The organism is Oxalicibacterium sp., from assembly GCF_057353965.1.
The window spans coordinates 181746-202175 of record NZ_JBMQZD010000003.1; the positions used below are offsets into that span (position 1 = coordinate 181746).

Here is a 20430-nt window from a genome sequence, read left to right on the forward strand (position 1 = left end):
CCTTCCTGTCGTTCAGATCAGAGTTCCTGCGTTTTCCGCCTGCAGACGCCGGCCGTCCTGCAGCATGCGGCCCATCGCCTCGGCCGGAATCGGGCGGCTGAAGAAATAGCCCTGGATCTGATCGCATTCGTGCTTGCGCAGATAACCAAGCTGCTCGATGGTTTCCACACCTTCCGCGATGACCTGCAGGCGCAAGCTGTGCGCCAGTGAAATAATCGATGCGACGATGGCGGCATCGTCCGGATCGATCGTGATGTCGTTGACGAAGGAACGATCGATCTTCAACACGTCGATCGGGAAACGTTTCAGGTACGACAAGCTGGAATAGCCGGTGCCGAAATCGTCGATCGACAGCTGAACGCCCAGTGCTTTCAGTTCACGCAGAATACCGATCGCATGGTCGACATCGGCCATGACCAGGCTTTCGGTCAGTTCAATCTCCAGATATTCCGCCGCCAGCCCGCTTTCCTTCAGCGCCGCCGCCACGCATTCCACCAGATCCTGCTGGGTGAACTGCCGCGCCGACAGGTTGACCGCCACGCGCGGATGCCCGAGCCCTTCCTTCTGCCATTGCCTGCCTTGGCGGCAGGCTTCGCGGATGGCCCATGCGCCGATCGGCACGATCAGTCCCGTCTCCTCGGCCAAGCCGATGAAGCGCATCGGCGGCACCATGCCGAGCTCCGGATGCTGCCAGCGGATCAGCGCCTCGACGCCGACAATCTCGCGCGTGCGCAGATCGACCTGCGGCTGGTAGTACAGCACGAACTCGTTGCGCTCCAGTGCATTGCGCAGATCGCCCTCGATGCGCAATCGCTCCAGCGCGCGTTCGTTCATCTCGGACGTGTAGAACTGGAAGTTGTTGCGGCCGGTTTCCTTGGCACGATACATCGCCACGTCCGCATGCTTGATCAGTTCCTCGGGCGTGGCGCCGTCGGACGGATAGACGGAAACGCCGACGCTGCAGCTGATGAAGAATTCATGCCCCTCGATCGTCAGCGGCTGCGCAATCGCGTCCATGATGCGCTTGACGATGCCGGTCGACAGTCCCGCATCGGTACGCTCGGGCAGCACCAGCACGAATTCGTCGCCGCCCATGCGCGCCACCGTGTCGGTATCGCGCACCGACGATTGCACGCGTTCGGCAACGGCTTTCAGCAACACATCGCCGGCCTGATGCCCTAGCGTATCGTTGATGAACTTGAAGCGGTCGAGATCGACGAACAGCACCCAGATCGGATGCCCGTAGCGATAGGCGTATGAAATCGCCTGCCCCAGACGGTCGCGCAGCAAGTTGCGATTGGCCAGTCCAGTCAGCGCATCGCGGTTGGTCTGGAATTCGAGTTCGGATTCATAACGCTTGGTGGAGGTGATGTCGTATTGCGCAACCACGTAGTGGCCGACATTGCCGGCATCGTCGCGCACCGGCGCAATGTACAGATCGCTCCAGAACATCGCGCCATCCTTGCGATAGTTGCGCAACACCGCATGGCCTTCGCGCTGCTCAAGCGTGCAGCCGCGGATTTCCTTGATGCCCGACTGTTCCCTGTCCTTCTCCCACAGCAGGCCGAGATTGCGGCCGATGACTTCACTGGCCGCGTAGCCGGTGATGCGTTCGAATGCCGGATTCACGTATTCGATCGCATAGTCGGGCGCCGTCGCGCTGGTGATGATGATGGCATTGGCGCTGGCCTCGATTGCACGCTGGCGCAACTGCAGCGCCTGTTCGGTGCGCTTGCGCGCGGCGATATCGGCAATCAGGTCTTCATTGACCGAACGCAGCTGCAACGTGCGTTCATCGACCAGCTTCTGGATGCGCCGCGAGCGATTGGCCATGACTTGCATGCAGAACGCCGTGCCGCCGCTGAACAATAGTGCGGCCAGCAGCGCCCACAACGCGTTGCTGCTGCGCTTGGTAAACAATGCCGGCGGCGTGGCGACTTCGACGCGCCAGGTTTTGCCGGCGATCTGGAAGACCTGCCGATACGGTTGCGGCTGGTCGTACAGCAGCCAGCCGAATGCGGATTTCTCGATCGGCGGCAATTTGCCGGTGCCGTAGATCAGGCTCTGTTCGTCCCAAACCGGATTGAGCAATGCACCGACATTGACGTTGATATCGATGTTGCGCTCCGCCAGCGATAGGGTGCGGGGATTCTCGGTCGTCAGCGCCTTGGCGATCAGGTCGCCGCTGCGAAACACAGCCGCGGCAAAGCCGATCACGGCCGCACGGCGCGATGGCGCATCGGTCAGCATGGCGCCATGCCGGTAAACCGGCATCAGTACGATGAATCCTCTCTGGGTGCCGCGCTCCTGCAACAACTGAAATAGCCCGGTAGCCGATGGCTCACCGGTATCGATGGCGCGCTGCATCGCTTCCTGCTGCATATCGTAGGAATCGGCATCGAATCCAAAGGCCGCTTCATTGCCCTGCATCGGTTCGATGTAGTCGACCACGCGGTAACGATCCCGCGGTCGCGCCGGCGTCAGCACGCCGTTGATCTTTTCCGTAATCGCAAACCCGGGGAACTGTTCCCGCATCGCTGCTTCATACGCCGCGCGATCGGTTTCATAGACGAGACGCTGGTAATTCAGCGCCTGGATGGTGGGGTTGCGCGCCAGCAGCGGTTCGGCGAACAGCCTGAACTGTTCGCGGCTGACATCGCCGAAGGCGACGAACAACTGGTTGATGTCGACCAGCACGCGCATCGAATTGTCCAGGCTCTTCTGGATGGCGGCGACGTGCAGCTTGGCGTGCTGGCGGAATTCGATGTCGGCGTTGTCGTGCTCCAGCCGCCGCAGCGAGGCAAACAGGACCGCGCTGATGAACACGCCCAGAATGAGCGTCAGCACGGCTGCCATCGACAGGGAAAAGAGTGGACGACTGCGCATCGATGAATTCCCTATGCGGTACCGTTTCTGGCGTCGGGACGGCCGACGATGGTAAACGGTCGACAGGATTTTCGACCGCAAAATATTTCCACAGGGTAACTTAATTCCCCTTCGCTGATAAGCAAAGATCGGCGCTGTCCGCTCGCGAATGGCGTCGATACAACAGTTCCGCCTTTGCGCACGCTTTCAGTGCACAACAACCATCATCAAGTCGTCAAATAAAAAAGCGCGCCATCGGCGCGCCTTCTCCTGTTCTACGCTATCCCAGCCATGTAGCGATCGACAGCAGCAGGACCAACAGCATCCACAACAACAGCGCCCGCCAGACCAGGCCCACCGTGCTTTGCAATGCCCGCCCGGATGCTTCCTCGCCGAAAGGCGTTTCTGTCTCGATGTTGACCGAATCGACGGTCGTCGCATCGGCCGGAATCACGTCAGCCGCATTTTCGACCGGCGCGCCCAGACGAATGCCCATCGCACCGCCGCCCGCCGACAGAATGATGCCGACCGCCTCGTCCTGCCAGCGTCCGGCGAAATTGCGCCAGGCATAGATCGCATCCTCGAAATTGCCGACCACCGCGAACGCCGCCGCGGTCAACCGCACCGGAATCCAGTCAATCAGGTAAAAAGCCTTGGCAGCGAAACGGCCGAACTCTTCGCGCTCTGCCGTGCGCGGCTCGTTCCAGATGCGCGCCAGATATTCGGCCACGCGATACATGACGGCGCCGATCGGTCCCAGCGGCGTCAGCACCCAGAAAAACACGCCGAACACGTTACGATGCGTCGTCACCAATGCCTGCTCCACCGCGATACGCGCCACCTCGCTGGCTTCCATGCCGGCGGTGTCGCGCTTGGTCCATTCGCCCAGCAGCGAACGCGCCGTGGCTTCGTCGCCGCTGTTCAGCGCCAGCTGGATCGACGTGAAGAAATGGCTGTAATGGCGAAAACCCAGCGTCAGGTAGACGACCGCGATGTTGAGCAGCAGCACGAACAGCGGCCCCATCTTGAGCGTAATCCAGTACAGCACGGCGACCGGCACCGTGAAGGCAGCGATCATCAATCCCCACGCCAGGCGTCCATGCTGCGCCTGCCCCGCGTTGAACGACGCTTCCAGCCGTGCAGCCAGCGCACGCGCACCGGCGTAGACAGGATTGTCCGCACGCAGCGGCTTCAACTGCTCGATCAACAAGGCGAAGAATATGGAGAAAAATGTCATCGGCGTCCCTGACTGTCAGTGAGCCCATACGATAACGCAGCGCTTCCACGGAAGCAATGAAACCGCACACAGCGTACGCATGGCTGCGACCGCCTCTCCGCCGGGCCATCAGGCGCCAGGCAAACTACAAGGCAACTTTATGCGCGCAGATAGTGGAAGAGATTACGCAACATGCCGGCAGTCGCTCCCCAGATGAAATAGCGCTGGTAAGGCATTGCGTAGAAAGTGCGGCGGCCGGTCTGGAATTCGGCGGTACGACGCTGGTGATGCATGCCGTCCATCAGGAAAGACAACGGCACCTCGAAGATTTCGGCGACTTCGAAGGAATCGGGATGCAGATCGAACGGCGGCTGGACAAGGCCGACGATCGGCATCACGCGAAACCCGGTGCCGGTGCAGTAATCGGGCAGGCTGCCGATCACTTCGATGTGGCGACGATCCAGTCCGGTCTCTTCTTCGGTCTCACGTAAGGCGGTATCGACCGGAGAAGCATCGGTCGTTTCCACACGGCCGCCGGGAAAGCTGATCTGTCCCGCATGATCATGCAGATGCGCAGTACGCTGCGTCAGCAACAGCGTCGGGCCGCTCTCGCGCTGCACGATGGGCACCAGCACGGCCGCATCGGTCAGCGGCCTTTCCATTGGGCGCACCAGACGCTCCACGGTAATCTCGGGCGTCCATTCGCGCTGGTCGGCAAAACGGCTGCGCAATGCGTCAGCCGTCAATCGTTCCGGAGAAACCGCCGTTTCTCCTCCCAGCGAATCCACCGGCAAGGCTTCCGGATCGAAATGCAGTCTGGCCAAGTTCTATTCCTGCTTGCTAAAAATCTAGAAAAATTCTGGAGCAAATCTGACTCAAGCGGCGGCATGGCCAAGCCCGCCAACCGGACAAATCGGAACATTTTGTTCCCCTCGTTACGTTACGCGTAACGTTTCGCGATGTTACCCGAGCGTTCGCAAATTTGCCGTGCGCGCCAAAAATATCGCACAAGTCATTGATTTCAAATGAAATAAAAAAACCTCCTCCGTCTCACTCGTTCCGTTTTTCCAGCTGGCACGTCGTTTGCCCTATGGAAAGTGCGGGGTTCCGAATTTTTTGATTTTCGAATTGAACGAGGAGACGAAAATGAACACCTTCCACAACGGCGTTTCAAGCATCCTGGCCTTGACGGCCGTCCTGACGCTCGCCGGTTGCGCAAGCGGCAGCGGCTCAACGAGTGCCGGTCTCGGTGGCAGCGACGGCGGCGGCAGCGGTGGCGGTGGTGGAGTCACCACGCTATCGGCGACGCCGACCGGCAAAACGCTCGACAGCACCTCCAATATCGTTACTGCTACCGGCGACACGGTTTCCGAGCTTGGCGACACGATCACCGCCATGAACCTGCCGATCGTGCCGGATCAGACCCAGAACGATCTGGGCCAAGTCGTTACTGAGACCGGCGGCATCGTCTCGACGCTGGGCGCCGGCATCGGCGACGGTCTCGGCCAGATGGGCATCGTCAAGGATCCGGTCGGCATCACGGTTGCCAACACCGGCAACGTCGTCGACCAGACCGGCGTAACCGTCCAGAGTGCAGGCCAGCTGGTGACTAATCTCGGCACCGGCCAGCTGTCGGCGCTGGCTCCCGTCACTGAACCGGTCGGCGGACTCGTGACCAAGGTCGGCACGACGGTTTCGGATCTGTCGGTACCGTTGACGAAAGCCTTGTCGACCGGCCCCGTCGAACAAATCACACAAACCACCAGCAACCTGATCGTTCCACTGACCAGCCGGGTCACCACGCTGACGCGCGACATCGGCGTCAAGACCGGACTCGGCCAGCCGGTCAATAATCTGCTGGTCACGCTGGGCGGCCAGGTCGTCCGCACTGGCGAACAGGTCGGTGCAAGCGGCATCCCCGTCGTCGAGCGGACGGACAACATCATCGAAGCAGCCGGCAGCACCATCGCCCTGGCCGGCATTCTGCTGCAGCCTGAAGGTGCAAGCGGCAATCCGAACGGCTTGGGCGGCTTGCTTGCACCGATCACTGGCGCACTGGGTAAACTGGATGGTATCGGCGGTCTGCCTGACGGCGGCACCGGCAACATCCTCGCACCCGTCACCAATACGGTCGGCGCAATCGTCGGCGGCGTAGGTGGAGGCAACGGCGGCAACCTGCTGTCGCCCGTCACCAATGCCGTGCACACGATCGTCGGCAATGTCGGCGGTGGACTGCCGGGCGGCGAGAATGGCGGCCTCACGTTGCTGGCGCCGGTTACCGGCACGCTCCATACCGTCGTCGGCGGCACGCTGGGCGGCATCGGTGGCCTGCCCAACGGCGGCGCGACCGGCAACATCCTTGCGCCGGTCACCAATACGGTTGGCGCAATTGTCGGTGGTACAGGCAGTGGCACTGGCGGCAACCTGCTGGCACCCGTGACCAACGTCGTCGGTAGCGTTGTCGGCGGCGTGACAGGAAGCACGACTGGCGGTACCACCAAACCTGTACTGCTCGCTCCGGTTACCTCGCTGGTAGGCGGCTTGCTCGGACAAAAATGAGCGCCGCGTCGTATCCCTCCCTCGTTCTCCGGAGGGTCGGATACGACTTTTCGAATAGCGTGATCGCAGCATACAAAAAAACAACAACGCATTACGGAAAAATCCTGACAAGGAAAATGCCGTTTCCCCGGCGCCGATAGAAGAAGAAAAAAACGAAGAAATAGAAACGAAATCGGCAACTTTTTCCAGAAATCCCATATTCATGGGATTTTCAGAACGGCAAGGGAACTTCATTCTCCAAAGCAACGGTTACAACCATATTCATGGGAAAAGTAGCCGGCAGTTGGCAGGTTTTATGCGCACTTGAGTTACTGGCAAGAAGTTGGCTGTTTCGCCATCAATGTCGGACAAAGGGGACGTATGCAACACTGCATCAAAGGGTGGATCGCAATCTGCGCCGGTGCCGCCTTCTGCCAGTCGGCCTTCATCGCCGATGCGCTGGCAGCCGATGCCCGCAGTCCGGGCCAGGGCAACCCGCTCGATACCCTTCCCAAACTTGAGGCTGCACCTGCGCAGCCCGTCGTCACCGATATCCAGACGCCCGGGCAAGACCCGGCGATGCAGCGCCTGCTCAACAGCCGCATCACGCCGTCGCGGTTCCGCATCGCAGGCGTCAACGCCCTTCCCTTCGACGTCGTCGCCGCCGAATTTGCCGGACTCACCAATCGCGAAGTCACGGTTGCCGAATTGCTGCGTGCCGCCGAAAAGGTCAGTCATCTCTACCGCGAAAAAGGCTATCCGCTGTCGTTCGCCTTCGTGCCGGACCAAAGCTTCAAGGACAACGTCGTTCTCATCAATGTCGTCGAAGGTTATGTCGAGACGGTGAAGATCCACGGCAATGTCGGCGCCTCGGAAGCGCGTCTGCGCAAGATCGCCGAACAACTTAAGACCGATCGGCCGCTCACGCAGAAAAGCTTCGACCGCATCACCGGCATCCTCGGCCTGCAGCCCGGCATGCGCATCAAGGCCACCGTGAAGCCGCCGCTGACCACCGACGGCGCATCGGAAATGGTGCTGGATGTGCACCGCACACCGATCGCTGCCGCAGTCGGCATCGACAGCTCCACCGGCAATCTGCGCGGCGTGCTCAACGTCAGCGCCAACGCGCTGTCGCCGCTGGGCGAACAGATCAGTGCCAGCACACTGGCGCCGCGCGGCCCGTCGAAAGAGGAGTACTACAGCGTCAATTACGCGCAACCGATACGCTATCAGGGCATGCTGCTGCAAGTGAACCTGTCGCGCTACGAGGCGCAACCGAAAAACCGCGATCTCGTGCCGCTGCAGTTTAACGAACGCTATCGGACTGAAACGCAGCGCGTCAGCGCAAATCTCAGCTATCCGCTGATCCTGGCGCAAAGCCGCACGCTGACGATCAACGGTGGCGTCTATGCCGTCAAGAACACTACCCGCTATTCGCGATCGGTGCCGTCTACGCAACCCACCATCGAACAGCGTGCCGATATCCGCGCCATCAGTATCGAACTGAATGGTGCGGAAGCGATGAAAAGAACCACCGCGCAATGGTCGCTCGGCCTGTTTCAGGGCATCGACGGCATGGGTGCCGATCGTCTCAACAGTGACGTTGACCTGGACTTCACCCGCCTGCGCGGCAGCTTTTCGCTGAGCCGCCAGCTGACCGAACATGTCGGCACTGTCTTCAGCGGCATGGCGCAATACAGCGGCGACGTGCTGGCGCTGTCGGAACAGATCGGCTTCGGCGGCCGCCTGTTCGGCCTGGCCTATCCGGCCGGCGAGATTGCCGGTGACAAAGGCTGGGGCTTCTCGCTCGAATTCAATCGCGTCTTTGCCTACGACGGCACCTATCTGAAGCAGATCCAGCCCTATGTAATGGCCGATGCCGCCCGCGTCTATGTCAACAACTACACGCTATCGCACGACGAGATCGCTTCGGTCGGCTTCGGCGTGCGCTTTACCGACCAGATGCACTACTCACTGGACCTGTCCATCGCCCAACCGATAGGAGAGATTCCGGTCAATGCGAGCCGGCGCGAGCCGCGATTGAATCTTTCGTATGCATATCAGTTTGAATGACTGCAGGCGATGGACTATGTTGGATAAGTAGTTTTACTGATCGCAGAGACTGTCAATGGCAGGCTGCTTCGCTCGGGAAACCGGAAGAACTGCGAGAAGAACCATGCGTTTTCATCCGGATATGAGGTAGTGAAAACCGTCGGTCCTTACCTTAAGGAGAAATGCCATGAAAAATCAGATCATCCAGTTCTTAAAAGACGAAGAAGGTGCGACAGCTATTGAATATGGCTTGATCGCAGGACTGATTGCCATCGCAATCATCGCTGGCGCCACTGACATTGGCGAAGCATTGGGAACAATTTTCGACAATATTGCGACCGCGCTACAAGAAGCCATATCGCCACCAGCAGAATAAAACTTCAACACGAAGACAAAGTGCTCCATAGAAGATACGCACTTTCTTCTATGGCGCCCTCTCACCAGGAGATCGAAATCATGCTGTTCGTCTCTTTATGCATTGCCATTGCCGCTTACGACATCATGTATCGTCGTGTTCCCAACAGCATTCTGCTGCTGGCTTTGGGATTACATGCCCTATCCCTGATGACGATGGGAAAAGGTTTTGCCGGCATCGACGTCTGGCAATCGGTAATCGGCGGCTCGATCGCATTCGCCGTCTTCCTGCCCCTATACCTGCTGCGAGCGATGGGTGCCGGTGACGTGAAATTCTTCACGCTGCTCGGCTTCCTGCTCGGAATCAAATATCTCGCAATCACCTGGCTGGTCGCCAGCCTGATGGCCGGTCTGCATGCCGCGGCGTGGCTTGCATGGCGGCATGGCATCACCGCGGATCTGCCCGCGCTGGGGCAACTGGCTCACAAGATCGCCGACAGCCGCTTCTATCAACGCATGGTGCAACATCGATCCGGCAGAAAAGGCATTCCCTACGCTGCCTATCTCGCCTGCGCAGCCCTCGTCGCCACCGCCTGAAGGAAAAACCGACCGGAGAGACGCAATGAAGAACGCGGCATGCCATGGCAAAGCAATACCGACATCATCCAATCTGCCGGTTCCGCCCCGTATCTCCTGCCGTGCCATTCCCTTGTGCCATTCGTTCCGCCGTCTTCCGTTCAACCAGGCCGGCGGCGCAGCCATTGAATTCGCCGTTGTCTTTCCGCTCTTCTTCATGATTTTCTACGCGATCGTGACCTACGGCCTGATCATGGTCGCCCAGCAATCGATCACGCTGGCGGCAGAAGAGGGAGCGAGAGCCGCACTACGGTTCGCGGCAACCGACGCAGCGCGCAACGACAACGCGCAAAACGCCGCCATCGGTACCGGCAGCGCCGCTGCCTGGCTGGCCGATCGGCTGTATTTCGATGGCGCGCTGCTGGAAAGCTGCCCGTACTCCGCCGGCACGAGCCGCTGCTATCGCGTCACCGTCACCTACCCCGACTATCGCACCAACCCATTGGTCCCGCTGCTCATCGGCCCGCTGATGGGTGTCGTCGTTCCCGAACAGTTGTCCAGCACGGCCGTCGTGCAGATCGACTGATGATTGCTGTCTATTCTTCCGATAAAGAAAGCGCGCAACCATGAACAGACTGACGAAAATCGTCGCAGCGATCCTGATGGTGCTGGCCGTGCTGCTTGCCGCAGCGGCATGGTGGATGGGACGCAAACCCGTCGTCACCAATCCAGCCATTGCGCAAGTCGAAGTGCCTACCTATCTGACCGTCGTCGCCGCACGCAAGCTCGAAAAAGGGCAGCCGATCGCGATGGAAGACGTCAAGCTGGCCGCCACGCCGATGCAGATGAGCGGCACCTACCAAAATGTCGCAGATGTCGTCGGCCGCCTGCCGATGGACGACATCGAAGCCGACGCCTTCATCACCGACGCCGGCCTGGTGCATGGCCTTGCGCTCAAACTGACCGAAGGTGAACGTGCGATCGCCATCCCGGTAGACGAAACGATCGGCGTTGGCAACAAGGTCCAGCCCGGCGATTACGTCGACGTCTTCTTCACGCTGAAACAAGGTGCCAACGTCGAACACGGCCAGGCCCGTCTGCTGGCATCTCGCATGCGCGTGCTTGCCTATGGCGCGGCAGTAGTCGGCGAACCGCCTTCCAAAAGCACACTATCCACACCATCTTCCACGCCATCTACCCAAGCCCGCACCGCCGTGCTGGCCGCCGGCATGGAACAGATCAACCCTCTGCTGCTCGCCATGCAAAACGGCAAGCTGACGCTGGCGCTGCGCCACCCTGGCGACGCAGGCACCGCCGATACCGCACTGTTCCCGCAGCCACGCAGCGTACTGTCGCCCACGGAAAATCGCGCCGAACTGAGCGCCGACAACCGTGCTTTCGCCGGTGTCGATCTCTCCAGCTGGGCCGACGGCAAGGGCGCGCGCGACAACCATTCCGCACCGCGCAAGACCGCAAATGCCGCACCGGCATCCGGCAAGCTCGAAGTCATTCGCGGCGCGCAGAGGGAGAGCGTCAACTTCTGAAACGCTTCGCAGGTTCATCGCAATACCGGTCATTCCCGTCAACGTCATGAAAGAAACGAGACGCAGCAATGAAGATATTTCGCGCGATGGCAGCAACGGCAGGACTTCTGTTCTTTACTCCTGTTTTCTCATCAGCGGCTGAAGGCTCTGCGGCCGATCTGACGATCAGCGTGCGTGAACAGCGCCCGCTGCAGATACCGGCCGATCTGGAGCGTATCGCGGTTGCCGATCCGGAAGTCGCCGATGTCGTCGTTCTGCGCGGTAGCGCGCGCAAGCCGGGCAGCGTGCTCATCGTCGGCAAGAAACCCGGCCGCACCGTCGTGACGGCCTGGCCGCGCAACGGTGTCGAAAAATCCTGGCACGTCACAGTGCAAAGCCAGCTGCAAAGCCAGTTGCCGAAATCGGGCGCCGAACTGCAGATCGGCGACGGCAACGCGCTGATCCGCGGCGAAGCGCCATCGCTGCTGTCGCATGCCGGTACGACGGCGGTTGCCGCCAACGCGGTCGGCGCGGACAAGTTGCTCGATACTTCCACCGTCGGTGTCGGCGGTGTTGTGCAGATAGACGTCAAGATCGTCGAATTCAGCAAGAAGGTGCTGAAGGAAACCGGCTTCGATTTCCTTTATCGGCAGGATCGCGGTGCCGTCTTCAGCTTCGGGCTGAACACGTTTACTTCACTGCTGCTGCCCGGCACCCAGACGCCGGAAGCACAGGCCTTCAATCTGCTCGGCAGTTCCAGCGTCGACGCCAAACTGAAACTGATCGAGGAAAACGGCCTGGCCCGCGTGCTGGCGCAACCGTCGCTGACCGCGCTATCCGGGCAAAGCGCCAGTTTCCTCGCCGGCGGCGAACTGCCGATTCCGCAATCGGGCGGACTGGGCACCACCACCATCGTCTTCAAGCCGTTCGGTATCGGATTGACCGTCACGCCGACCGTGCTGGCCGCCAATCGCATCGCGCTGAAGGTCGCACCCGAAGCCAGCGACATCGATTATCTGAACGCGCTGAACGTCAACGACATGCTGATTCCCGCCATCACCACGCGCCGCGCGGAAACCACGCTCGAACTCGGCGACGGCGAAAGCTTCATCATCGGCGGGCTCGTCTCGCGCACAACGAAATCCAACGCCAGCAAGATTCCGCTGCTGGGCGACCTGCCCATCATCGGCGCCTTCTTCCGCAGCATGAACTATACGCAGGATGAAAAGGAACTCGTCATCATCGTCACGCCGCGTCTCGTCAAGCCCATCGCCAAAGGCGTACAGCTCGCGCTACCGGGCAGCACGGAAAAACGCGACACACCCGCCAATGCTTGGAGCTATTACCTGATGGGCAAGGCCGGCAACGAAGACCTTCCCGGTTTTTCGAAATAAGGCAGAGGGAGATTGCAACCGATGCATACGGAAAAATCGATGCTGTCGGCAACAGATACAGATGCCAAGTTCGCGGGCGGAAAATTCGCCGACAGCAAGTTCATCTTCTGCTCGTCCAACCGCGCACATTTCGACTGGCTCGATCGTGTGCTGAACGAGTGGCATCTGAAGCAGCAGGAAATGGTGCCGCTGGACATGCTGGTCGCGCGCATGACGGCGTGCAAGCCGCAGCTGCTGCTGCTCGATTTTTCCGGCAACTGCGGCGAAGAAGGCATCGACTGCAATGCGTCGATGATCGGTCTTGCACAACGGCTCAAGGCCGTACTACCCGATCTGCAGATGGTCGCCGTCGGCACGATGGACTATCCGGACGGCGCCATCGCCGCGTTGCGCGCCGGCGTGCATCATTTCGTCGACATGCACGCCGATGCCGAGGAAGCACGTACCGTCATCCGCAGGCTGATTGCTCCGGACGCAACGGCGGCCTCCGAATCCTGCACCCTGATTGCGCTGGCCGGTGCCCGTATCGGCATCGGCACGACCACGCTTGCCGTACATCTGGCCGATCTGTTGCAGCAACGCCAGACCCTGCAACAGACGGAACCACGCATCGGCCTGCTCGATCTCGGCCTGCCGGTCGGCGACGGCCAGCTCTACATGAACGCCGCCGGCGCATTTCACCTGGACGACGCGATCCGCAATCGTCATCGCCTGGACCAGACGCTGATCCACACCGCATTGCCGCGCACTGCCAGCGGCGTACGCATCGTCTCGCTGCCGCGCACGGCAAACGATATCACCGGCATCGCTGCATCCGATACGGTGGCGCTGCTGATGCAGCTATGCCCGTACTTTGACGTATTGATCGTCGACCTCGGCGGTTTTCCGCATGCCGGCTTCATCTCCCGGATTACGCAGGCCGTCGACGAGACCTGGCTGGTCACCGATCAGAGCGTCGGTTCGCTGGTATCGCTGGCCACATTGCTGAAGGAACTCGACAGTCAGGCTGCCGAAACTGAACGTCAGACCGGAAAGCGCCAATTGATCGTCAGCCGCTACGACACGCGCTACGGCATGGACGCCGAACAGATTGCCGACCGTTTCGGTCTGCCGCTGAAGGCCGTGCTGCCGGAATGCGCGGCACGCATGATAAGCGCGGCCAATCTCGGCAAGCTGCTGCACGAAGTTGCCCGCAACGATCCGTATGTACGCGCGATACAGAAGCTCGGCGCCGACCTGCTGAAAACAAACGTGGACAGGCGCAGCAGCGCCGACAGCCGCCTGCCGCGCTGGATGCAACGCTGGATGCCGTCGAATAACAATAAAAGGGGAATGAAATGAGCGATCACATCGACATGACCGGCGAAGAAGCCGCATTCGTCAACACGCAGCGTTTCCAGGACATCAAGACCGCCGCCTACGACAACCTGCTGACGCGCATCGAAGAGCTGGGTGCGGAGTTCGGCCGCTGGTCGCGCTCGGCAATCCAGCAGTTCGTCAATCTGGATGTCGACGGCTTCGTGCGCCTCCGCCGCATTCCGCTGAACGAGAATGAAGTACGCCTGATCGCTGATGCACTGACAAAAGAACTGGCCGGCCTCGGCCCGCTGGAAGACCTGCTGGCCGACGCGGATGTCGAGGACATCCTGATCAATGGCTACAACGATGTCTTCGTCTCGCGGCACGGCGTACTGGAACGCGAAACATTGCGCTTCACGGACAACAGCCACTTGTTGCGCATCGTGCGCCGCATCCTCGCGCCGCTCGGCCGCCGCCTCGACGAATCGAATCCGATGGTCGACGCACGTCTGCCGGACGGTGGCCGCCTGAACGTCGTTATCGAACCGCTGGCGGTGGACGGCCCGATGGTTTCCATCCGTAAGTTTCGCAAGGATCCACTGAAGCCATCCGATCTGCAGCAACTCGGCACGCTGAACGAAGACCTGTTCGCGCTGCTGGAAAACGCCGTCAAGGCACGCTGCAACATCCTCGTCTCCGGCGGCACCAGTTCTGGCAAGACTTCGCTGCTGAACGCACTGGCCTTCTTCCTGCCGGAAAACGAACGTGTCGTCACCGTCGAAGACACGGCCGAACTGTCGCTGAACCATCCGCATGTGGTGCGCCTCGAATCGCGCATCGGCAGCTTCGAAGGCACCGGCGCCGTCACCATTCGTGATCTGATCCGCAACAGTCTGCGCATGCGTCCGGACCGCATCATCGTCGGCGAGGTGCGTGGCGCCGAAGTGATGGAAATGCTGCAGGCGATGAATACCGGTCATGACGGTTCTATGGCAACGATTCATGCCAACACGCCGCGCGAATGCCTGCATCGTATCGAAATGCTGGCCGGTTTCGCCGGCTTTCAGGGCAGCGAAAACAGCCTGCGCCGCCAGATCGCCGGCGCGATCGATTTCATCGTGCAGATCGCGCGGTTGTCGAACGGCCGACGGCGCATCGTCTCGATCACTGAAGTCACCGGCGTCGGCGACAACATCATCACGACGCAGGAACTGTTCCGCCACGAAAGCTTTGTCGCACCCGACGGCGAAGAAAAGGATCGTTGGGTATCGCTCGGCATTCAGCCGCATTCGCCCAAGCTACAGCGCCGCAAACAACTCGCGGCAGCCGCAGCCATGCCGACGAGGAAGCCATGAGCACCTTGATGCTGCTGCTGATTGCCGGTGCGATCCTGCTGATCGCGGCCAGCCTGCTGCTATGGCAGGGTGCACAGACGCGCGCGCATCAGCAGGCGGCTTCGGCTTTCGTCGATCGGCAATTGCGCAACATGGCCGAAACGGAAAACCTCGAGATGACCGGTGCCAATTCCGCACAGCACAACACCACCGCACGGCAAGGACGGCGCAGGTGGCAGAATTTCCTGCGGTATTTCTTACTGCGCGCCGGCATCGTGCCGAATCGTCTGTTTCTCTTTCTATTGATTGCGCCTGGCGTTCTGCTCATTGCCATTGCCGCACTGTTCGGCGGCATCCTGTCTGCGATTGGCACGGCCATTCTGTATGTCGGACTCTGCCATTTCCGCCTGTGGTTGAAGGCCACGCGGCGCCATCAGCGGATGGTGCGCCAGTTGCCATCCTTCCTCGACACGATGGTGCGGCTCGCGACTATCGGCAACAGTCTCGAATCGTCCTTTCAATCCGCGCTGCTGACGACCGATGCACCTCTGCGCGACCTGCTCGACCGCTCCAACGGCCTGGTGCAGGCCGGCCTCGATCTCGAACAAGCACTGCTGCAGGAGGCGCGCCTGTTCCGCCTGCATGAACTAGAGCTGATCGCCGCCGTCATCGGTGTCGCGCTGCGCTTCGGCGGACGCGCCGACAACGTGCTCGATCGCATGGCTGCCTTCATGCGCGATCGCGAACAGGCGCAGAACGAACTGGTGGCACTATCGGCGGAAACACGCCTGTCGGCATGGATACTCGGCCTGCTGCCGATCGGGCTCGGCCTGTTCATGGTCATTTTCAACAGCGCCATGTTCTCCATCATGCTGAACGATGAAGCCGGCAGGGAAATGTTGTTCGGTGCGCTGGCGCTCGAAGTATGTGGCGCATTCTGTCTGTACCGGCTCGCAAAGTCGGTATGAAATTGAAGAAAGACGGGAACACACAATGGAACGCAATACGCTGATCGCCCTGTCGCTGCTGTTCTTCGCCGCCGCCGCGCTGCTGGTCGGCGGCGTGCTGCTGCGCCGCGCATGGGACATGATGCGTACCGAGCGTATGCTGAACCGCCGCATCGACAGGCAGGAACATCCGCAGCATCCGGAAGAGCATGAAGCCGACGACGAACCGGAGCCGACGCACTGGCTCGACCGCATCGTCGCGCATGCTGCACATTGGGTCGATACGCCGATCGGAAGGCAACTGGTCGCCGAGGAAGACCGCCAGCTGCTCGACCAATGCGGTGTCAACGACAATCGCGGCAAGACGCTGTTCTTCATCACGCGTACTGTCCTCGGCCTGCTGCTGCCCACCCTCGCCTGGTTTTTCATCGCCAACGGCACGACATCGTCCTTCCTGATCTGCGGCTTCTTCGGCTTCGGTTTCGGCTACATGGGACCGAAATGGGCGATGCAATGGAAGGCGCGCGACCGCCGTCGCCGTGCCGCAGAAGAACTGCCACTGCTGATCGACCTGTTGCGTCTGTTGCAAGGTGTCGGCCTGTCGATCGATCAAAGTCTGCATGTGATCGAAACCGAATTCGCGAAGACGCTCCCGGTTCTCAGCCGCGAACTGCAGATCGCCGCGCGCCAATACTTGAACGGCCGCAGCCGCGAACAATCGCTGCGCCGCTTCTCCACCGTGTTCAACAACGACGACATCAATGCCATCGCACGCCTGATCGTGCAGGTCGATCACTACGGCGGTGCAGTACAGCAGCCGCTACAGCAGTTCAGCGACCGCGTACGCGAACAGCGCAAGCTCGACATGAAGGAGAAAGTCGGCAAGCTGACCGTCAAGATGACCGGCGTCATGGTCCTCACGCTGTTGCCCGCGCTGCTCATCATCACCGGCGGCGCAGGTTTTCTCGCCATCATTCGCACACTCTCGAGGATAGGACACTGACATGAGCGCATGCCATCGTTTTTCCCGCCTTGCCATCGGTACCACTGTGCTATCCCTGCTCGCTGCCTGTTCCACTTTCGACAAGGCATCGAACGACCAAGCCGAACGCATGGAAGCTGCCATTCAGCGCCAGCAGCTGGAGCCGGAAAAGCCGGCGATCGACAACAAGCTGGTCTATCTGGACATGATCAAGACGATGCAGTCGCGCTCGCTGTACTTCGCCTCGCTCGCCCATATCGACGCCTATCGCAAGCAGCATGGCGATTCGCCCGAAATCATGCGTCTGGAAGCCGATGCATTGCGCGCCACCGGCCAGACGGAAGCAGCCGACAAGGCCTACCGTCGCTTGCTGGATACCGTGGAAACCGCCTCGGCTTGGCGCGGCCTCGGCCTGCTGGCAGCGCAACGCGGCGATTACGCCACCGCCGTCACCGCACTGCAGGAATCGACGCGGCACGATCCGATCAATGCGACGGCACTCAGCGACCTCGGCTACGCACTGCTGCAAAACAACGAATTTGCAGCCGCCCGCCTGCCGCTGATCCAGGCCGCCGAACTCGCGCCGGACAATCGCAAGATCGTCAGCAATCTGGCTCTCTACCTGATCCTTGCTGGCGAAAACGACAAGGCACGCCATCTGATGGACAAGGCCGGCTTGCCGCAGGAAACGCAGGAAGAAGTCGCACGTCAGGCACGTGCAAACGGCAATCCGTCATCGAAAACGGCCACGACTAACGCATTGGCATCCGCCCGACACGACAACAGCAACGGTATGCAATTGCAACTGCAATGGCAATTGCTCGAACCGGCGCAGCAGTTGCGCCAATAACTTTCATCGAGACAACGCGTACCTGAAAAGGAGATCAACATGCCGAGACGCCTTCTTCATCGCGACGTTCCCGCACGTACAGTGCCAGTCCTCTCGCGCCGCCTGCGCACACCTTTACTTGCCGTGCTGCTAATCGCTTGTACGCCATATGCCTTTGCCCAATCGGAATCGAACGAAGAACCGACTGCCGAGCAGATGCAACAATCGTCAAATACCATCGGCGAGACCACCACCAGACTGCTGAATGCACAAGCCGACGGCAGCATTGCCGGCCCCGGTCTGCCGATGCTCGGTGCCACCGGCAATCTGAGCTGGCACCGCTATCTGGACAGCTTCAAATACAAGATTCCAGAAAGCTTCAACAGCAAGATCGATGAAGCATCGACCAGCCGCTGAAACCGGTCACGCATATGCCAGCGTTCACGACAATCGGAAATCCGGTGCAGAATCTGCCACCACGTCAGCGCGGCTCGATTGCCGTGATGGCGGCGCTGGTGATCTCCGCTGTCGTGATTTTGCTGGCTTCGATCGATATCGGCTTCCTGTTTTATCAAAAGCGGGAATTGCAGAAGATTGCAGATATGGCGGCGATTGCGGGAGCACAAAAAATCGCACGCTCGGCAGATTCGCCCGATGACCAATGCGCATCCGGTTTCAGCGCTGCCGCCAACAATGCACAAATCGCACATGGTTTCAGCGGCACGATCAACTCTACGTGCGGCAAATGGGATCCGACCTCGATACCGGCAGCGCCGCATTACCTCGCTTACGCTGGCGGCATTACTCCAGCGGGCCACCCCGTACCGACGGCAGTTCGTGTCGAGGTCAGCCGCTCGTTCGGCAGCTTCTTTGGCGCATGGGCCAGCCAACAGGTAAGTGCTTTTGCCATCGCCACGACATCGGCACCTGTTGCCGTATTCTCCGTCGAATCGCGGCTGTTGCGCATCAAGGATGGCAGCGTACCGATGCTGCTGGCGCAGCTGGGCGTCGATATCAACGGCACGACGCTGGCATCGTATGATGGATTGGCGAATGCACGCATCACCACCGGCGGATTGCTTTCTGAACTGGGATTCAACATTCCCCTGAATGCCGATATCGCCACAATCAAGAACATCGTCTCGTTGGGTTCACCGGCATGCAGCAACGGCATTTGCCCGCTGAACACACTACTTGGCGCAGTCAGCACCATCGGCGGACAGCAAGATCTGATCAATGCACTCGGTGTTCAGAGTGGGAATGTCAAGCTGCTGACGGATGCCGGCGAACGGGGCTTGCTCACCATTCTTGATACAGCCAACGGCAAGGCAGCGCTGGATGCCAATATCAAGGCATCAGAATTGCTCTCAACTGCCATTGTCATGGCCGGCAGCGAACATCCGGCTATTGCAGCCAATGTCAATCTCGGTGCTCCAAGCCTGCTATCAGTTGATAACCAGATTGGCATCGTTGCTCCACCGTCGATCGGGATAGGTGGCGTTGGCACCAAGGCTTTCACGTCACAAGTACGAATGTTCACGCATGTCACAAGCAATCTGCTGAACGCAAATCTGGTCTCTTCCGATATTCCTCTGGCGATCGATGTCGTTAATGGCACCGGAACGATCATGGACATGTGTACGAAAAAGAAAGATGGCAAGGATGTCGCCACCATTGCAATCGATGCACCGATCCTTAAATTATGTGTCGGAAATTTCAATGCGAGCAGCGCATTTTCGACGTCTTCGACATGCAGCGACAATCTGCAGAATCAAACCCTTCTCAAAATATTGCCCAATCTTCCGCCCAGTGGCGGATTGAACGTCAATACCAGCTTTTCCATCGATTCCTTACCGAATACCGATACGCATGATTTCGTAAAAGGGGAAACGTTCACGCTGGGAAAAAATGATCTTCAGCTCGGCGCAACCCTGCTGGATCTGATGGACGGCATGCTTGCCAAGCTGCTGGGAGCAACCTTGCTACAAGTGCAGACGCAAGGCGCCGGCGGCGTCAACAACAATACGCTTGCCACAGGTCTGTTAAACGCTAGCGGCAATGTACTTAATACAGCGCTCTCCACCGTCCAAGGCGCTCTCGGCGATCTCAAGAATTTCGTCAATGGCATCAATGCAAACAGCGGTCTGGCTGCCGCGCTCGGCAGTGTTTTGACGGGCCTGCTGAATACCGTAGGCAACCTGGCAAACGGGCTGCTCAACATCGTCGGCGACATTCTCAATCCAGTTCTTTGCCTGGGCAACGCACAGTGCATCCTTTCGGGGCAACTAGCAGGCGATCAAGGTTCTATTAGCAAGGCCGTATTAACTGCGCTAGGCCTAACGACCGACTTGCTGCAGCCGATTCTCGACGAACTGGGCAGCGCCCTTTCCAATCAATTGCAAACCCTGCTCGGCCTGCAGATCGGCCAGGTCGACGTCACCTTGATCGACCTGAATTGCGGCGGTGGCGAAAACGTCAAACTGGTTTATTAGACATTTTTCATATGAACGGAGCATCGACC

The 20430-nt window shown here is 59.8% G+C and carries 17 protein-coding genes; 14 read left to right on the plus strand and 3 right to left on the minus strand.

All coding sequences use genetic code 11. The features are described 5' to 3' along the window. Positions 1 to 12: 12 nt before the first annotated feature. The 3 genes from ACO1VH_RS05980 to ACO1VH_RS05990 all read right to left on the minus strand — a co-directional run bounded on the left by ACO1VH_RS05980 (position 13) and on the right by ACO1VH_RS05990 (position 4905). Positions 13 to 2886, minus strand: coding sequence for a bifunctional diguanylate cyclase/phosphodiesterase (locus ACO1VH_RS05980; protein WP_486243428.1), 2874 nt, complete (start codon positions 2884 to 2886; stop codon positions 13 to 15). A gap of 259 nt (positions 2887 to 3145) precedes the next feature. Continuing rightward, on the minus strand, positions 3146 to 4102 hold the full coding sequence (locus ACO1VH_RS05985; protein ID WP_486243430.1) for a CobD/CbiB family protein: 957 nt from the start codon (positions 4100 to 4102) through the stop codon (positions 3146 to 3148). A 137-nt stretch (positions 4103 to 4239) separates the two neighbouring features. Further along, positions 4240 to 4905, minus strand: coding sequence for a CoA pyrophosphatase (locus tag ACO1VH_RS05990; protein WP_486243432.1), 666 nt, complete (start codon positions 4903 to 4905; stop codon positions 4240 to 4242). A gap of 322 nt (positions 4906 to 5227) precedes the next feature. Between ACO1VH_RS05990 and ACO1VH_RS05995 the strand changes: the two genes are divergently transcribed. The 14 genes from ACO1VH_RS05995 to ACO1VH_RS06060 all read left to right on the plus strand — a co-directional run bounded on the left by ACO1VH_RS05995 (position 5228) and on the right by ACO1VH_RS06060 (position 20401). Then, entirely contained in the window at positions 5228 to 6640 is a 1413-nt protein-coding gene (locus ACO1VH_RS05995; RefSeq protein WP_486243434.1) for a collagen-like triple helix repeat-containing protein, read from the plus strand. A 360-nt stretch (positions 6641 to 7000) separates the two neighbouring features. After that, a complete protein-coding gene (locus tag ACO1VH_RS06000; protein ID WP_486243436.1) occupies positions 7001 to 8692 on the plus strand; it encodes a ShlB/FhaC/HecB family hemolysin secretion/activation protein in 1692 nt (563 codons plus the stop codon). Between the two features lie 166 nt (positions 8693 to 8858). Then, positions 8859 to 9047, plus strand: a complete 189-nt coding sequence (locus ACO1VH_RS06005; RefSeq protein WP_486243438.1) for a Flp family type IVb pilin — start codon at positions 8859 to 8861, stop codon at positions 9045 to 9047. Between the two features lie 80 nt (positions 9048 to 9127). Further along, positions 9128 to 9622 (plus strand): A24 family peptidase, encoded by a 495-nt coding sequence (locus ACO1VH_RS06010; RefSeq protein ID WP_486243440.1) that lies wholly within the window; start codon positions 9128 to 9130, stop codon positions 9620 to 9622. Positions 9623 to 9647: 25 nt separating this feature from the next. Further along, positions 9648 to 10187: a TadE/TadG family type IV pilus assembly protein gene (locus tag ACO1VH_RS06015; protein ID WP_486243442.1), complete on the plus strand. Its 540-nt coding sequence runs from the start codon at positions 9648 to 9650 to the stop codon at positions 10185 to 10187. 40 nt (positions 10188 to 10227) lie between these two features. Next, positions 10228 to 11145: a Flp pilus assembly protein CpaB gene (cpaB, locus tag ACO1VH_RS06020; protein WP_486243444.1), complete on the plus strand. Its 918-nt coding sequence runs from the start codon at positions 10228 to 10230 to the stop codon at positions 11143 to 11145. A 68-nt stretch (positions 11146 to 11213) separates the two neighbouring features. Beyond that, positions 11214 to 12518, plus strand: a complete 1305-nt coding sequence (locus tag ACO1VH_RS06025; RefSeq protein WP_486243446.1) for a type II and III secretion system protein family protein — start codon at positions 11214 to 11216, stop codon at positions 12516 to 12518. Between the two features lie 39 nt (positions 12519 to 12557). After that, a complete protein-coding gene (locus ACO1VH_RS06030; RefSeq protein ID WP_486243448.1) occupies positions 12558 to 13859 on the plus strand; it encodes a CpaE/TadZ family protein in 1302 nt (433 codons plus the stop codon). Next, positions 13856 to 15172 carry a TadA family conjugal transfer-associated ATPase gene (locus tag ACO1VH_RS06035; RefSeq protein ID WP_486243450.1) on the plus strand — a complete coding sequence of 439 codons (1317 nt, stop codon included), beginning with the start codon at positions 13856 to 13858 and terminating at the stop codon, positions 15170 to 15172. The genes ACO1VH_RS06030 and ACO1VH_RS06035 overlap by 4 nt, the downstream gene beginning before the upstream one ends. Further along, the gene (locus ACO1VH_RS06040) at positions 15169 to 16119 is read left to right on the plus strand and encodes a type II secretion system F family protein (RefSeq protein WP_486243452.1); all 951 of its coding nucleotides are present in this window, start codon (positions 15169 to 15171) and stop codon (positions 16117 to 16119) included. Before ACO1VH_RS06035 ends, ACO1VH_RS06040 begins: the two co-directional genes overlap by 4 nt. Positions 16120 to 16144: 25 nt before the next feature. Continuing rightward, entirely contained in the window at positions 16145 to 17101 is a 957-nt protein-coding gene (locus ACO1VH_RS06045; protein WP_486243454.1) for a type II secretion system F family protein, read from the plus strand. 1 nt (position 17102) lies between these two features. Next, the gene (locus tag ACO1VH_RS06050) at positions 17103 to 17930 is read left to right on the plus strand and encodes a tetratricopeptide repeat protein (protein ID WP_486243456.1); all 828 of its coding nucleotides are present in this window, start codon (positions 17103 to 17105) and stop codon (positions 17928 to 17930) included. A 39-nt stretch (positions 17931 to 17969) separates the two neighbouring features. Beyond that, a complete protein-coding gene (locus ACO1VH_RS06055) occupies positions 17970 to 18326 on the plus strand; it encodes a DUF3613 domain-containing protein (RefSeq protein ID WP_486243458.1) in 357 nt (118 codons plus the stop codon). Positions 18327 to 18370: 44 nt separating this feature from the next. Continuing rightward, complete coding sequence (locus tag ACO1VH_RS06060) at positions 18371 to 20401, plus strand: TadG family pilus assembly protein (RefSeq protein WP_486243460.1); 2031 nt, start codon at positions 18371 to 18373, stop codon at positions 20399 to 20401. The last annotated feature ends 29 nt before the right edge of the window (positions 20402 to 20430 follow it).

Coding starts and splice junctions, on each gene's coding strand:
- ACO1VH_RS05985 (WP_486243430.1), bottom strand. CDS start 4,102: ATGACATTTTTCTCCATATTCTTCGCCTTGTTGATCGAGCAGTTGAAG.
- cpaB (WP_486243444.1), top strand. CDS start 10,228: ATGAACAGACTGACGAAAATCGTCGCAGCGATCCTGATGGTGCTGGCC.
- ACO1VH_RS05995 (WP_486243434.1), top strand. CDS start 5,228: ATGAACACCTTCCACAACGGCGTTTCAAGCATCCTGGCCTTGACGGCC.
- ACO1VH_RS06015 (WP_486243442.1), top strand. CDS start 9,648: ATGAAGAACGCGGCATGCCATGGCAAAGCAATACCGACATCATCCAAT.
- ACO1VH_RS06040 (WP_486243452.1), top strand. CDS start 15,169: ATGAGCACCTTGATGCTGCTGCTGATTGCCGGTGCGATCCTGCTGATC.
- ACO1VH_RS06000 (WP_486243436.1), top strand. CDS start 7,001: ATGCAACACTGCATCAAAGGGTGGATCGCAATCTGCGCCGGTGCCGCC.
- ACO1VH_RS06005 (WP_486243438.1), top strand. CDS start 8,859: ATGAAAAATCAGATCATCCAGTTCTTAAAAGACGAAGAAGGTGCGACA.
- ACO1VH_RS06035 (WP_486243450.1), top strand. CDS start 13,856: ATGAGCGATCACATCGACATGACCGGCGAAGAAGCCGCATTCGTCAAC.
- ACO1VH_RS06050 (WP_486243456.1), top strand. CDS start 17,103: ATGAGCGCATGCCATCGTTTTTCCCGCCTTGCCATCGGTACCACTGTG.
- ACO1VH_RS06010 (WP_486243440.1), top strand. CDS start 9,128: ATGCTGTTCGTCTCTTTATGCATTGCCATTGCCGCTTACGACATCATG.
- ACO1VH_RS06045 (WP_486243454.1), top strand. CDS start 16,145: ATGGAACGCAATACGCTGATCGCCCTGTCGCTGCTGTTCTTCGCCGCC.
- ACO1VH_RS06055 (WP_486243458.1), top strand. CDS start 17,970: ATGCCGAGACGCCTTCTTCATCGCGACGTTCCCGCACGTACAGTGCCA.
- ACO1VH_RS05980 (WP_486243428.1), bottom strand. CDS start 2,886: ATGCGCAGTCGTCCACTCTTTTCCCTGTCGATGGCAGCCGTGCTGACG.
- ACO1VH_RS06030 (WP_486243448.1), top strand. CDS start 12,558: ATGCTGTCGGCAACAGATACAGATGCCAAGTTCGCGGGCGGAAAATTC.
- ACO1VH_RS06025 (WP_486243446.1), top strand. CDS start 11,214: ATGAAGATATTTCGCGCGATGGCAGCAACGGCAGGACTTCTGTTCTTT.